General features: G+C 60.9%; 14 protein-coding genes, 1 pseudogene and 1 riboswitch. Of the genes and pseudogenes, 5 read left to right on the top strand and 10 right to left on the bottom strand.

What is annotated here, in order from left to right; translation table 11 throughout:
- The 6 genes from ABDK06_RS05520 to ABDK06_RS05545 all read right to left on the bottom strand — a co-directional run bounded on the left by ABDK06_RS05520 (position 1) and on the right by ABDK06_RS05545 (position 6,781).
- The gene (locus ABDK06_RS05520; protein ID WP_394939726.1) at positions 1-1,158 is read right to left on the bottom strand and encodes a cystathionine gamma-synthase; all 1,158 of its coding nucleotides are present in this window, start codon (positions 1,156-1,158) and stop codon (positions 1-3) included.
- Positions 1,159-1,246: 88 nt separating this feature from the next.
- Positions 1,247-2,623: a cystathionine beta-synthase gene (locus tag ABDK06_RS05525; RefSeq protein WP_394939728.1), complete on the bottom strand. Its 1,377-nt coding sequence runs from the start codon at positions 2,621-2,623 to the stop codon at positions 1,247-1,249.
- A gap of 147 nt (positions 2,624-2,770) precedes the next feature.
- Positions 2,771-3,379, bottom strand: a complete 609-nt coding sequence (locus ABDK06_RS05530) for a TetR/AcrR family transcriptional regulator (protein WP_394939730.1) — start codon at positions 3,377-3,379, stop codon at positions 2,771-2,773.
- Positions 3,372-4,208, bottom strand: a complete 837-nt coding sequence (locus tag ABDK06_RS05535; RefSeq protein ID WP_394939732.1) for an alpha/beta fold hydrolase — start codon at positions 4,206-4,208, stop codon at positions 3,372-3,374. The genes ABDK06_RS05530 and ABDK06_RS05535 overlap by 8 nt, the downstream gene beginning before the upstream one ends.
- 45 nt (positions 4,209-4,253) lie before the next feature.
- On the bottom strand, positions 4,254-5,489 hold the full coding sequence (locus tag ABDK06_RS05540) for a M20 metallopeptidase family protein (protein WP_394939734.1): 1,236 nt from the start codon (positions 5,487-5,489) through the stop codon (positions 4,254-4,256).
- Between the two features lie 125 nt (positions 5,490-5,614).
- Positions 5,615-6,781 carry an RtcB family protein gene (locus ABDK06_RS05545; RefSeq protein ID WP_394939736.1) on the bottom strand — a complete coding sequence of 389 codons (1,167 nt, stop codon included), beginning with the start codon at positions 6,779-6,781 and terminating at the stop codon, positions 5,615-5,617.
- 374 nt (positions 6,782-7,155) lie between these two features.
- On the opposite strand from ABDK06_RS05545, the gene ABDK06_RS05550 reads away from it, so the two are divergent.
- The 5 genes and pseudogenes from ABDK06_RS05550 to ABDK06_RS05570 all read left to right on the top strand — a co-directional run bounded on the left by ABDK06_RS05550 (position 7,156) and on the right by ABDK06_RS05570 (position 10,650).
- The gene (locus ABDK06_RS05550) at positions 7,156-8,343 is read left to right on the top strand and encodes an ArsB/NhaD family transporter (RefSeq protein WP_394939738.1); all 1,188 of its coding nucleotides are present in this window, start codon (positions 7,156-7,158) and stop codon (positions 8,341-8,343) included.
- Between the two features lie 96 nt (positions 8,344-8,439).
- The gene (locus ABDK06_RS05555; protein ID WP_394939740.1) at positions 8,440-9,369 is read left to right on the top strand and encodes a DNA-3-methyladenine glycosylase family protein; all 930 of its coding nucleotides are present in this window, start codon (positions 8,440-8,442) and stop codon (positions 9,367-9,369) included.
- 16 nt (positions 9,370-9,385) lie between these two features.
- Complete coding sequence (locus ABDK06_RS05560) at positions 9,386-9,850, top strand: GNAT family N-acetyltransferase (protein ID WP_394939742.1); 465 nt, start codon at positions 9,386-9,388, stop codon at positions 9,848-9,850.
- A gap of 74 nt (positions 9,851-9,924) precedes the next feature.
- Positions 9,925-10,224: pseudogene (locus ABDK06_RS05565) on the top strand (DUF952 domain-containing protein); the annotation flags it as partial.
- Positions 10,225-10,368: 144 nt separating this feature from the next.
- Positions 10,369-10,650 (top strand): putative quinol monooxygenase, encoded by a 282-nt coding sequence (locus tag ABDK06_RS05570; protein ID WP_394940800.1) that lies wholly within the window; start codon positions 10,369-10,371, stop codon positions 10,648-10,650.
- A gap of 35 nt (positions 10,651-10,685) precedes the next feature.
- Here ABDK06_RS05570 and ABDK06_RS05575 read toward each other — a convergent pair whose 3' ends face one another.
- From ABDK06_RS05575 to ABDK06_RS05590, 4 genes are all read right to left on the bottom strand, one after another.
- On the bottom strand, positions 10,686-11,063 hold the full coding sequence (locus tag ABDK06_RS05575; RefSeq protein ID WP_394939744.1) for a thioredoxin family protein: 378 nt from the start codon (positions 11,061-11,063) through the stop codon (positions 10,686-10,688).
- 198 nt (positions 11,064-11,261) lie between these two features.
- On the bottom strand, positions 11,262-11,972 hold the full coding sequence (locus ABDK06_RS05580) for an MgtC/SapB family protein (protein ID WP_394939746.1): 711 nt from the start codon (positions 11,970-11,972) through the stop codon (positions 11,262-11,264).
- A 72-nt stretch (positions 11,973-12,044) separates the two neighbouring features.
- A riboswitch (M-box (ykoK) riboswitch) is annotated at positions 12,045-12,215 on the bottom strand.
- A 124-nt stretch (positions 12,216-12,339) separates the two neighbouring features.
- On the bottom strand, positions 12,340-12,747 hold the full coding sequence (locus tag ABDK06_RS05585; RefSeq protein ID WP_394939748.1) for a VOC family protein: 408 nt from the start codon (positions 12,745-12,747) through the stop codon (positions 12,340-12,342).
- A 10-nt stretch (positions 12,748-12,757) separates the two neighbouring features.
- Positions 12,758-13,240: a helix-turn-helix transcriptional regulator gene (locus tag ABDK06_RS05590; RefSeq protein WP_394939750.1), complete on the bottom strand. Its 483-nt coding sequence runs from the start codon at positions 13,238-13,240 to the stop codon at positions 12,758-12,760.
- Positions 13,241-13,288 lie beyond the last annotated feature (48 nt).

The following is a 13,288-nucleotide window of genomic DNA, read 5'->3' on the forward strand; positions in this document are numbered from 1 at the left end:
TTACAACTGACGCAAGGCGCCGTCCAGATCTGCGATCAGATCAGCGGCGTCCTCAATGCCCACCGAGAGGCGGATCAGGTTCTCTGGTACCGCCAGCTCAGTGCCCTTGACCGAGGCGTGAGTCATCTCCGAGGGATAGTTCATCAGGGATTCGATGCCGCCGAGCGATTCGGCCAGGGTAAACAGCGTGGTGGATTCGGCCACCGCCCGAGCTGCCGCTGCTCCACCGCTGAACTGAACCGAGATCATCCCGCCGAAAGCCTTCATCTGACGCTTCGCCAATTCATGTCCCGGATGCTCAGGCAGCCCTGGATAGAGCACTCTCTGCACTCCCGGACGCCCCTGCAACCACTGTGCGATCTGCAGCGCATTGGCCGAATGCCGGTCCATTCGGACTCCGAGCGTCTTCAAACCCCGGGTGGTCAGGAAGGCATCCATCGGGCCGGAAACCGCACCTACCGCGAACTGTACGAAGCCGATCTTCTCGGCCAGCTCGTCATCACGGACGATCACCGCACCGCCGATCACATCGGAGTGCCCGCCGATGTACTTGGTCGTCGAATGAACCACGATATCCGCGCCGAGTTCGAGCGGGTTCTGCAGGTAAGGAGAAGCGAAGGTGTTATCCACCAGCAGGAGCGCCCCCTGGGCATGGGCCAACTCGGCGAGGGCCGCGATATCGGTGATCTTCATCATCGGGTTGGACGGCGTTTCCACCCAGAACAATTTGGTGCTGGAATTCGCCGCAGCGGCGACCTGCTCCAAGGAAGCCATGTCGACAGTGGAATGCGTGATCCCCCAGGGTCCGAGTACTCGATTGATCAACCGGTAGCTGCCGCCGTAGGCGTCGTTGCCCAGCACAATGTGGTCGCCGGGGCGCAGCAGGCCCCGGATCAGCGAGTCCTCTGCCGCCAGCCCTGAAGAGAAGGAGAACGCATGCTTACCGTGTTCGACGGCGGCCAGCTGAGCTTGCAGGGAATCCCGGGTCGGGTTGGTGCCACGGCCGTATTCGTAGCCGTTGCGCAGCTGACCGATGCCGTCCTGCGCGAAGGTGGACGACTGGATGATCCCCCCGACGACGGCGCCGGTTACCGGGTCGGGCTCTTGACCGGCATGGATGGCACGGGTGCTGAACCCCAGGTCACTGGTCTCTTTCACAAAAACTCCTCAGTATCGACGGCACCTCTGAGGTGCCTGAGTACGCGCGTTCTGGGCCGCCGCAAAGGGCAGAATACCGGCCAGGAAATCAATCCTGCAGATAGAACAGCAAATCGTGGCGGGTCAGAATTCCCACCGGGGCACCGACGAAGGTAACCAACAGGGCATCGACGTCCTGCAGTTTGGCGCGCGCCGCGGAAATCGGCTCCAGCGAACCGATAATGGGCAGGGTCGCCGTCATATGCTCAGTGATCTTGTCGGTCATCTTGGCTTCACCACGGAACAATTTAGCGGTCAGCAGGCGCTCATCGACCGAGCCGATCACCTCACCCATCACCACGGGCGGTTCAGCGGTCAGCACGGGCACCTGGGAGACGCCGTACTCGTCCATCAAGCGGACCACATCGCGCACCGTCTCATTGGGATGGATGTGCACCAGGTCGGGCAGCTGTCCCGTCTTCGAACGCAGCACCTCGCCCACGGCAGGCTGATCGGTGACTTTCAGGAAGCCATAGCTCTGCATCCACTCGTCATTGAAGATCTTCGCCAAGTAGCCTCGCCCGGAATCCGGCAAGAGCACTACGACGACGTCGTCCGGGCCTAGCTCTCGAGCCACTCGTAGGGCGGCGACCACGGCCATCCCGCTCGAGCCGCCGACCAGCAGTCCCTCTTCACGGGCCAGCCGCCTGGTCATCTCGAAACTCTCCGCGTCGGAGACGGCGAGCACCTGATGCGGCACCGCGGGGTCATAGGAACCGGGCCAAATATCCTCTCCGACGCCTTCTACCAAATAGGGACGTCCGGTGCCGCCGGAATACACCGACCCTTCAGGGTCGGCGCCGATGATCTTCACTTCGCCACTCGGGCGATCGGCGGAGATCTCGCGGAGGTAGCGGCCGGTGCCGCTGATCGTGCCGCCGGTGCCGACGCCCGCCACGAAATGCGTGACCTTACCTTCGGTATCCCGCCAGATCTCTGGGCCGGTGGACTCATAGTGGCTGAGCGGGCCGTTCGGATTGGAGAACTGATCAGGCTTGAAGGCTCCTGGAATCTCCTTAACCAGACGGTCGGAAACCCCATAGTAAGACTGCGGGGAATCGGCGGCCACCGCGGTAGGAGTCACCACCACCTCGGCCCCATAGGCGCGCAATGCGGCGCGCTTGTCCTCGGCGATCTTATCCGGCACCGCGAACACGCAGTGATAGCCGCGCTGCTGCGCCACCATAGCCATCGCCACGCCGGTATTGCCCGAGGTCGGTTCCACCACCGTGCCGCCGGGAGCGATCTTTCCTTCGCGGGCAGCTTCATCGAGCATTTTGACCGCAATGCGATCCTTGGCTGAGCCACCCGGGTTGAAATACTCGACCTTGGCCAGAACCGTGGCTTGAATCCCTTCGGTGACTTTATTGAGTTTGACCAAGGGGGTATTGCCGATGAGATCTAGCACCGAATTCGCGTATTTCATGGTGTCCAGCGTACCTTCTGAAGCCCTTAGCTAGAGAACCAGAAAGCCGAAATCAGCGGTGATCATCGCGCTAAAGCGCCGCAGACTGGGAAGCGCGTCTTAATAAGTAACCTTGTTCTGCAACCATCTTGTTGCAGAACAAGAGGTTCAAGATTGCTTTGCCGGCAAACCCTCAACGGCAAATTGCTGCAACCCCGCCACCACCGCTTTGACCATCCGCCGGTAGCTCTGGTCCAGATCATCACTCAGCCGGAACCCACCGTTCAGTTCCAGGGTCAAAAAACCGTGGAATGCGCTACGCACCAGGCGGACCGCATCGACGTCCAATCTCGGGGGTATCTGGAACCCACGCAGCACTCCACTTATCAGGGAAACCGCAGCGGCACCAGCCCCAGCCAACTCTGCATCAGCGGGATCTTCGGGATCTGCCGCCAACTGCGTAGCCAGATACCGCCCGGGGGTCTCTAGCGCAAAGCTGCGCCAGCTTTCCGCCAGCGCCTGCACGGCCTGCGGCCCAGCCCGACCCACCGTGGCAACGCTCATTCGCTCAGTTAACTGGCCGACTGCAACCAGGGCAACAGCCCTTTTCAGGTCCGCCAGCGAGGCAACGTGCTTATAGAGGCTGGGCACCGCAACTCCGGCGCTGGCGGCCACCGCAGCCAGGGTCAGCTCGGTGAACCCGTGCACTCCGCCGTCGTCCACCGCTTTGAGCGCGGCGAGGGTGACGGTTTGGCGGTTCAACCCAACTCTAGGCATGCGCTCTCCAGGACTGCCCCTCGCGGAGTCCACTCAGGAATTCCAAGGTTTGGGGAATCACTAGTTCCGGCCGCTGACGATGCGGATAGTGACCACTTTCCGGCACCAGTTCGGATTGCGCGCCGAACTGGGCGATCCACTCGCTTTCTGCGCTGGGATCTGGAAAATCCGTGTCGAGCGCTCCCACAAAAACCCGCATCGGAGTCTTCAGTCTGGGCAGCCGGTCATCGATCACGCTGTGATCCAGTTGCAAGAGCAGTTCACGCAAGGAACGCAGCCGCCCAGGCTCGTGAAGCTTCGCTTTGATCTCAGCGAGATGTGCATCCAGGTCAGCGGGCAGCACACCCTTATTGAGGCTTCGATAATAGGCCGCCCATAGCGTCGCACCCCAGGGCGGAATGAAGGCCAGCCGATAGAGGAATTTGATCATCGCCAAGGCGAACGCCGGGAACTTCGGGTTCCGCATAAAGGGACTGTAGAGCACGATTCCTGGGATCAGCTCGGGGCGTTCGGTGGCAGCCCAGACTGAGACCGCCCCGCCGAGCGAATTGCCCACTACGACGGCGGGCTCGCCCAGCTGCTCGGCGAGCGCCAGCAGGTCTTGAGCGGTCACCGCATCGCCGTGCTCGCGGAAAGTGACATCCGATTCCCCGTGCCCTCGAAGATCCATCACGGCGACTCGATAGCCCTCGGCGACCAGGGCGGCACTGAGCTCCGCGTAGCTGGAACGCAGATCCCCTAGACCCGGAACAGCAATGAGAAGCGGGCCCTCGCCTGCTATGGAATAGGCGATGCGACCATCCGGTCGATCCAAAAATTTAGTCTCCATAGCTTTAAAGCTAATATCATTAGCTTTATCTGGCAAGTCCCCTCTTTACGCGTTCAGACCTGCGGATGAGGCTTCCTTGCCCCGGGCGATTCTGCGCACCGCGAGTTCGGCCAGCAGCGCCGCGCCGTCGGGAAGCACCGAATCGTCGAAGGCGGCCCGCGGTGAATGGTTCCCCTCGGCTTCAGCAGGGTTCTCCGCCGAGCAGGCGCTGAGGAAAACGTAGCTTCCGGGGACCTCGTTGAGTACAAAGGAGAAGTCCTCGCCACCGGGCAAGGGATCCGCCATCAGGTCGAAGCGCTCCGGGCCGAAGAGCTCCTCGATGACGCCTCGGGCGAAGGCGAACTCGGTTTCGTCGTTTACCGTGACCGGGTACACCCGCTCAAACTGGACTTCGGCCTGTAAACCGTGCGCCGCCGCAATACCTTTCATCAGCTGGACGCTGAGCGCTTCGGCTTGTTCACGACTCCGGGCGCTAAAGGACCGCACCGTGGCGTCGAATTCGGCGCTGTCCGGAATGATGTTCTCTTTGCTGCCGACGGCGATCCGACCCACGGTGACCACTATCGGTTCGAAGATATCGAAGTGCCTGGTGACCATGGTCTGCAGGGCGAGCACCGCCTCGCAGAGCGCCGGAACCGGATCGTTCGCCCGGTAGGGCGTGGAACCGTGCCCACCCTGACCGATGAATTTCACCCGGAGGTTATCCGGAGAGGCCATCAGGGTCTTCGGCTTGCCACTCCAGACACCTAGCGGGTGCTTATCCGACATGACATGGAGGCCATAGGCCGCATCAGCACGCTTGCCGGTGACGTCGAGTAGTCCTTGCTCAATCATCGGCTCAGCGCCGCCCGGGCCCTCCTCCGCGGGCTGGAACATGAAAATCACATCGCCGGCCAGCTGATCGCGGATGGCGTGCAAGATCTTGGCCGCGCCAACCAGCCCCGCGACGTGCAGATCATGACCGCAGGCGTGCATCGCCCCGTTGGCCGATCTGAAGGGGACGTCCACTAACTCGACCACTGGCAGGCCGTCCATATCCCCGCGAAGCAGCACGACAGGCCGGTCATCCGATTGAACCGCGCCACCTCGTAATACCGCGGTGATCGAACTGAGCCCTTCACCGAGGGTGATCTCTAGGTCCAGCGGTTCGAGGGCTTGCAGGATGCGCTGCTGGGTTTGCGGCAGGTGCAGGCCGATTTCCGGGTTCTGGTGCAGCTCCCGGCGCAGCGCGATGATCTCGTCGGCGAAGCCTGCGGCAAGTTCCTGGGTTTGGGTCGTCATATTCCCCAGCTTATATTCCCGCCCCAGTTCGCGGCTGAGACTCCTTCCCAGCACGCTGTGACAGATAGAGCCGGAATACTGGCTTCATACCGACATGATCTGTCACAGCGTGGGGGTGAGAGGGGTCAATCGCCCTTGACGTTGATGATCTGTCGCAGGGTGTGCTTGATCCGCACCAGCGGCTGAGCATCCTGCATCACCGTATCGATGGGCTTATAGGCCTGCGGGATCTCATCCACAAAAGCCTCGGTATCCCGGAACTCAATACCGGTCATCGCCTCTCGCAGCTGCTCCAGATTGAAGGTCTGGCGTGCCTTGGACCTGGAGAACTCTCGGCCCGCGCCGTGTGGAGAGGAATTCAGCGACATCTTGTCCCCCAAACCCTCGACAACATAGGACGCAGTGCCCATCGACCCCGGAATCAACCCGGGAACTCCGGGCTCCGCCTTGATCGCGCCCTTGCGGGAAAGCCAGACGGACTTACCGAAGTGCGTCTCCCGCTCGGTGAAGTTGTGGTGACAGTTGATCCGCTTCTGCTCCTGAACCGGCTCTCCGGCCCATTCGGAGAACTGGCGCAACACCCGATCCATCATCTCCTCACGGTTGAACAGCGCGAACTGCTGCGCCCACTTCAACTCCCTGATGTACTTGCTGAACTCCGGCGTCCCCTCCACCAAATACGCCAGGTCAGGGTCAGGCAGTTCAATCCAGTACTGCCTGGCGATTCGCTGCGCTTCCTTGATATGGTGCTGCGCGATCTTGTTCCCCACACCCCGGGAACCGGAGTGCAGGAAGAGCCAGACGGCGTCGTCCTCGTCGAGCGACACCTCGATGAAGTGGTTTCCGCTCCCCAGGGTGCCCAGCTGAAGCTCCCAGTTCCCGGCGTACTCCGCGGGGTCGAACTCCGCCTTCTGAGCGAGCGCTCGCAACTGCTCAATGCGCGGTGCCGCGGTGGCAACCAGCTTGCGGTTGTACTTACCGGCAGACAGCGGAATGGCGCGCTCAATCTGCTCGCGCAGCGTCTTGCGGTCCTCCGGCAGCTGAGAGGCGGTGAACTGGGTTTTGACGGCGATCATCCCGCAGCCGATATCCACACCCACCGCCGCGGGGATAATCGCCCCCAGGGTAGGAATCACGGAGCCCACCGTGGCCCCCTTCCCCAGGTGTGCGTCCGGCATCAGAGCCAGGTGCGGGAAGATGAACGGCATGGCCGAGGTGACTTCGGCCTGTTCCATCGTCTTCTCGTCGATGATGGAAGCCCAACTGTAAAGCTTGCTATTGATTTTCTTCATGAGTCTTTCCTAGTGATTCCTTGGATGAGTTCTTCAAGGTTCGGAACCGCTGGCCAGCTGATCCCCTTCAGTCCTTGAATTACTGGACTGAGTGGGCAAAGAAAAAGCCCCGAACCTGTCTGGTTACGGGGCGCGATAGCACAGAGCTAATTACACCGGTAACCCGAACATTTGCGGCTCTTCCTGCCGGAAGGCACGCAAAAAGCCATCACGGTGTAGTTGTTTCACGAAGCTGGAAACCACGGTGCTGCCTTTCTGCTCGGGTTGAGCGCTCCTGTCTGGAGCACCAGGCAACAATAACAGGCGATGGTCTCTGGGGGAAGGGACTGTCCATGGAACGGAGGGCTGAATCCATCGCGTGGCAGGATACTGATATGCAAACCGTGCGCAGCTGGGCCCTTCCGGGAACAGCCTTGCTGCTCGGCGTCCTCAGCCTGTTTTCCGGTCTGCTGCCCTGGCCGGAATTCCTGGTACTCGCCGAACGTACCGTGCCAATTCTGCTCTTCGTGGTGGCCATGACGGTCGTCACCGAACTAGCCGACGACGCCGAAGTGTTCCAAGTGCTGACCTCCAAGCTGGCGCTGTGGTCCAGCGGGGCCGGGCGTCGAGGCAAGGTTCTGCTGCTCTGGCTGATCGTGGTCGCGCTCTCGACGCTGAGCACCGTTTTCCTGTCCCTGGACACCACAGCGGTTCTGGTCACCCCGGTGGTCGTGCTGCTCGCCTTACACGCGCGAATTCCACCCTTGCCCTTCGCACTCACCACTGTCTGGCTGGCCAATACCGCTTCCTTGCTCTTACCCGTTTCTAATCTGACGAATCTGCTGGCACAACACGCCCTGGCGATGACCCCCTGGCAATTCGCCGGGCTGCTCTGGGCTCCGGCGCTACTCGGCGTGGTGATCCCGGTGAGCTTCATTTGGCTGCTCTTTCGCTCCAGATTGCAGGGGAGCTACCAGCCTCCGGACCCCGACACCGCACCGGATAAGCCGCTCTTGCTGATCAGCGGCTTCACGGTTGCACTTTTGCTGCCGGCGTTGGTGAGCGGCCTGCCAGTGGAATATCCCGCCTTGGTCGCGGCAGCTCTGCTGATCTGCGCTTTTCTTCTACGGCGTCGCAGCTCCTTGAACTGGCGGATCTTGCCGGTGAAACCGCTGCTGCTCACCATTGGCTTATTCCTCGTAGTGCAGACCCTGCTGGTGCACGGTCTGCCGAAACTCTTAGCCGGCGCCGCCGGAGAAGGTGGGGGTCTGGGAGATTTACTGCAACTCAGCACTCTAGCCGCACTCACCGCGAACGCGGCCAATAACCTGCCCGCTTATCTGGCGCTGGAACCCACCGCAGGAAGTCCATTTCGGTTGGCGGCCCTGCTGATCGGAGTCAACCTCGGCCCTTTGATCACACCCTGGGCGTCGCTGGCGACCTTGCTCTGGCACGAACGGCTCAAAGCCCTGGGCATCTCAGTGCCCTGGTGGCGTTTCGTGCTGCTCGGACTGGTGCTGACTATTGTGCTACTGCCCTTGGCGGTACTGGCTCTCTGGCTGAGCGCCGGATTACCGGGGTAAGGCTAATCTGTGCGGGTGAAGCCAGCTTGTCCGGTGAGGCCAGTAGCTGAATCACCGGGCAAAGCCGTTGTCGGGGTGCTGTGCGACGATATAAAAATGCACGCCTCAGTTCATCAGAGATTCTGGCGCCCAGCTGGAGCTTATTCTTTGAATGCCAGCATCGGCGTGCTGCGCCGTAGCAGCTCCGATCCTTGCATGCTCTTCCATGAAGGTGCCTGGTGGCTGGCTTTCCGTGCTTCCGGAAACGCCGTCAGCTTGCGCTTGCAAGCCATCGAGGGCGGCGTGCAGGCCAAAGCCTTCGGCCCGGGTGCCGAGACGGCGTTGGAAGCCCTGCCCGCTCTCCTGGGGGAGAACGATGACTGGAAAGAATTCGATTCAGCAACCTTCCAGAGCTCACTCCCTCCGCTGGTGCGAGAGGCCCGACGTCGAAATCCGGGGGTGCGATTACCTGCCACCGGGAGGGTGATTGATTCGCTGATTCCCGCCGTCTTGGAGCAGAAAGTCACCGGCCAAGAGGCCTTCCGAGGCTACCGTCTGCTGATCCGCTGGTACGGCTCCGAGCCGCCAGGCCCTGCACCAACCGGATTGCGGCTCGCACCGAGTCCCGAAGAGTGGCTGAAAATCCCCTCCTGGGATTGGCATCGCGCGGGAGTCGGACCACAGCGCTCGGATACCTTGATGCGTGCCTTGAAACGCTCAACGGGCTTAGCACGGCTTGGCCAGGCCGAAGCAGCAGCCGCCAGCCAGGCGCTGCAAAGCATCCCGGGGATCGGGGTCTGGACGGCGGCAGAGGTATTGCAGCACAGCCACGGCGACCCGGATTCGATCGCCGTAGGTGATTACCACCTCGCCGGATTCGTGGGAACCGCACTCACCGGAACCCCGGTGGAGGACGACCGAATGCTGGAACTACTGGAGCCGTGGCGTGGCCATCGGCAACGAGTGGTGAGATTGCTCTATCTCTCCGGGACCGTGAAGGAGCGGCATGGACCACGAATGAGTGTGCGGGATTATCGTAAAATTTGAATTTTCAAGGAGTAACATGACCATCGCTATTCGTCGCTATGCGGACTCGGACTGGACTGAGATCTGCCGGATTCACGATGCTGCTCGACTCGATGAACTTCGGCCCACGGTGGGTCTTGAAGCCTTTCTCAAGCTGGAATCAACGTATGAAAACGAAGAACTCTTCGCAGGCGAGGTCTGGGTTGCTGAGTTGGACGGCGACGTCGTCGGTTTCATCGCTCATAACGATGAGGAGATCACCTGGACCTATGTTGATCCGCAGCACTATCGACAGGGCGTGGCCAGCGCTATGCTGCGACACGTACTAGACCGGGCCAAAGGTCCGATGGAACTGGAGGTACTCGACGGCAATGAGCACGCCCGGGCGGCCTATGAAAGCGTCGGTTTTGTCTGGACAGGCACCACCACCGGCAAATTGGCGGGCAATGAGTCCTTCCAAGCCACCGGTCATACGCTGCGGTGGACGCCACCTGAACTCTAGGGTTTGGGGTCCAACAATCGAGACACGGAAAGCTCGTCTTTCAGCGCACGCACGAAGCACCATAAGCTGACTCGATGAGCACCGTCCTGCATCTCGCCGAAGCCTCCCGTTGGAAGGCCGCCCAAGATCACGCCACTGACTATCGAGAATCCACCAAAGGGCACAGTCTCGACGAGATCGGTTTCATCCATGCATCGACGTCGGCCCAATTGCCTCGGGTGGCTGAATTTCTTTATTCGGATGAGCAGATCGATGTAGTGCTCCTGGTGATCGATCTGGCTGCTTTGGCTGCTTCAGGGGTGGGTGTCCGTTGGGAAGACGGCGGCAATGGCGAACTCTTTCCCCATCTCTATGGCCCGCTGGCAAGCTCGGCAGTGCGTGCCGTGCTGGCTGTTAGCTTTGAAGGTGGACGGTTTCAGCTACCCGATCTTTCTGGCTTCCAGGTGCTCGCCGAACCCCCGCACCCGCTGACAGAGGATGACTCGGCGTCCCGAAGCTCTAGCGGTAGGCTTGAGGTTATGAGTGATCTGGTGAACCTTCGAGCTACTTTTATCCCTAACGACGGCGAGCAGTTCCGCGTGCGCCTCGCCCTCGACATCGCGATTGAAGAAGTCGTGAAAGAACCGGGATGCCTGCGCTATGAAGTCACCGAGGATACCCCGGAACGCATTGTGCTCACCGAGCAGTGGGAATCCGAAGAGGCCTTGGCCGTGCATGGAAAAGGCTCGGCCGTACAGGACCTCAACGAATCGTTGTCCGCCCTGCTGGCCGAGCCCGTCAAGCTCGATAAATTGCCCTAGCTCGCGAGCCTATATCCCGCTCTGCCTGAGCCGAGCTACTTCTTTTCAGCTTCTGCCTTCTGCGCAGCAACCGCCGCGTGCACCTCGGTCATGTCCAGCCCTTTGACGGCGATAATGACCTCTTCGAGCTGACTCGGGTTCAAAGCACCGGGCTGCGAGAAGACCAGAACCTTTTCGCGGAAAGCCATCAGGGTCGGAATCGAGGTGATATTCGCCTCGGCGGCGAGCTGCTGCTCGGCTTCGGTATCGACTTTGGCGAACACGACGTCGTCGTGCTTCTCCGAAGCTGCGGAGTAGGTCGGAGCGAAGCGCAAACAAGGCTGGCACCAACCCGCCCAAAAATCGACCAGCACAATATCGTTGCCCTCGACCGTGGGGCCGAATGTCTCACCAGTGATGTCTAAAGTCGCCATATCCTCAGCCTATCTCTTGAGGGCCCCGATCCGAACTTGTGAGGATTGGGAAAGAGATGGGCGCTATCTCTTCAGGATTTCCCGCACAACGTTCTTCACTCGGCTCATATTCCAGCCCGACCCCGTCGAGTGTGTAGATCTACATCTTAAACGCCGTCAAAAGGTGCAGATCTACACACTCGATGGGAGTGAATCGCTTCAGTCCAGGGCTACCGGCTCGACGATGATCCAGCGTACCGAAGTCACCCTGGGCTCCAGGCTCAGCCTGCTGACGGCGGCCTCCAGCAGCCGATCGTCACGCTCTTGCGCGGAGAGCTCTGCCGCTATCCGCACCTCTCCCGGCGTCGAGGTATCAGAGGACTGCACCGACCGCAGCCGGAACTCGGGCAGGCTGACCGCGTGCACGATCAGGGTCCGCAGGTGCGCCTCGGCGTCCTCGGCGCAACGGACTTCGAAAAGGTAGTCCACCGAGACCGGCTCGCGTCCGCCGTCGGGAGCTTTATCCATTAGCCGACCCAGCGGCCTTAGCAGCATATTCGCCAGCATAATGGCCACCGTGCCTGCCGCCGCCAACGCGAACTCACCCGCTCCGGCGAGGGCTCCGATCGCAGCTGTGGCCCAGAGGGTTGCCGCGGTGTTCAGCCCGGTCACCGAGGCACCTTGTTTCATAATGACGCCGGCACCCAGAAAGCCGATGCCGGAGACGATCTGCGCGGCCACTCGGGTGGGGTCGGCACCCGGACCGTTGAAGCTGTAGGCGCCGAAGATCACGAAGAGAGTGGCGCCCAGGCTGACCAGGGCATTGGTCCGCAGGCCGGCCAGCCGGGCCCGCCACTGCCGTTCGAAGCCAACTAAGGCACCCAAACCCAAGCCGCAAAGAATGCGTAGGATCATGTCGAAGAATTCCATCTGTCCACCTCCGGAATACACCAGGACAGCGCGAGAGACTCGGGCGCACACCAGATACGCCCAGAAGAATTGAAGTCACCCCCACGTAGAGCTTTGGCACTGCGCGACGTATCCGAAACCAGTCGGAAGCCACTTGGGACCGCCCCTTAAGCCGAGGCGGCCTGTCCTGATCTTGGGCATCTCTCGATGTCGTCAGATCAGTGGCCTATGTTCGCGCAGGAGCCTCGCCTAACGAGGTGCTGCACTTTCAGTGTGACCCGGAAACCTTGACTCAGTCAAACCGGGGTGCCGTAAAAAATTAAAACGAGTGCGGAGATCTGCCTACTTTGAGGGCTTCAAAACCTGCAGATCTCCACACCCGGCGGGTTCAGGAGGCCTGTGAGACTTTCACCATATTGCCCGAAGGATCCCGGAAGGAGCAGTCGCGAGGACCCCAGGGCTGATCCGTCGGTTCTTGCAGCACCTCGCCGACGCCCGAGGAACTGACCTTCTCAAAGAGCGCGTCCAGATCGTCGGTACTGAACATCACCATCGGCAGCACCCCCTTGGTGAGCAATTCCTGCAGCGCATCGCCGTCAGCCTGAGAACGTCCGGCGTGCGGGGCGGAGAGCACGATGCCAAGCCCTGGCTGAGCCGGGCTGCCCAGGGTGACCCAGCGGAATTCGCCATGGGCGACGTCGTTGAGCACCTCGAGGCCCAAGCCATCCCGGTAAAACCCGAGAGATTCTTCGACATCGTTAACGGTTACATGGGCATATTCAAGTGAAATAGTCATGTCTCTGAGCTTATTCAGCCTGCACGATAGACGCTTCTCGATTCCTGCTCGATTCCAGTACCGGCTTAGCGGTGGGTTTGCTCCGCTGCGGGTTCCGCTTCCGAGGAGGCCTGGTGTTGATCTTCGCCACGCAGGCCGGTATGACCATTACAGCGCGATGTTCCCGAGAGCGATAGGCAGTGGGAGTCTCACCGGTGATCTCGGTGAAACGCGCACTGAAAGAACCCAGGGATGTCGCACCGACAGCCATGCAGGCGTCCGTCACGCTCATTCCATTGCGCAGCAGAGCCATCGCCCGCTCAATCCGGCGGGTCATCAGGTATCCGTAGGGCGTCTCACCATAGGCTGCTTTGAACTGCCGGGAAAAGTGCGCCGGAGACATCAGGGCTCGCCGGGCCATGGTCGGCACATCGAGAGGCAGGGCATAGTCCCGATCAATGAGATCGCGCGCCCGACGGAGGTCAGCGAGAACCGCGAGCTCTTGGGGCGTCATATGAAAAAGCTTACTACCCGATTGTTCTCCCCCTCGAGCGCGGACCTC

Origin of the sequence: Psychromicrobium ferritrahens, assembly GCF_043789415.1 — a bacterium.
Lineage (GTDB): Bacteria > Actinomycetota > Actinomycetes > Actinomycetales > Micrococcaceae > Renibacterium.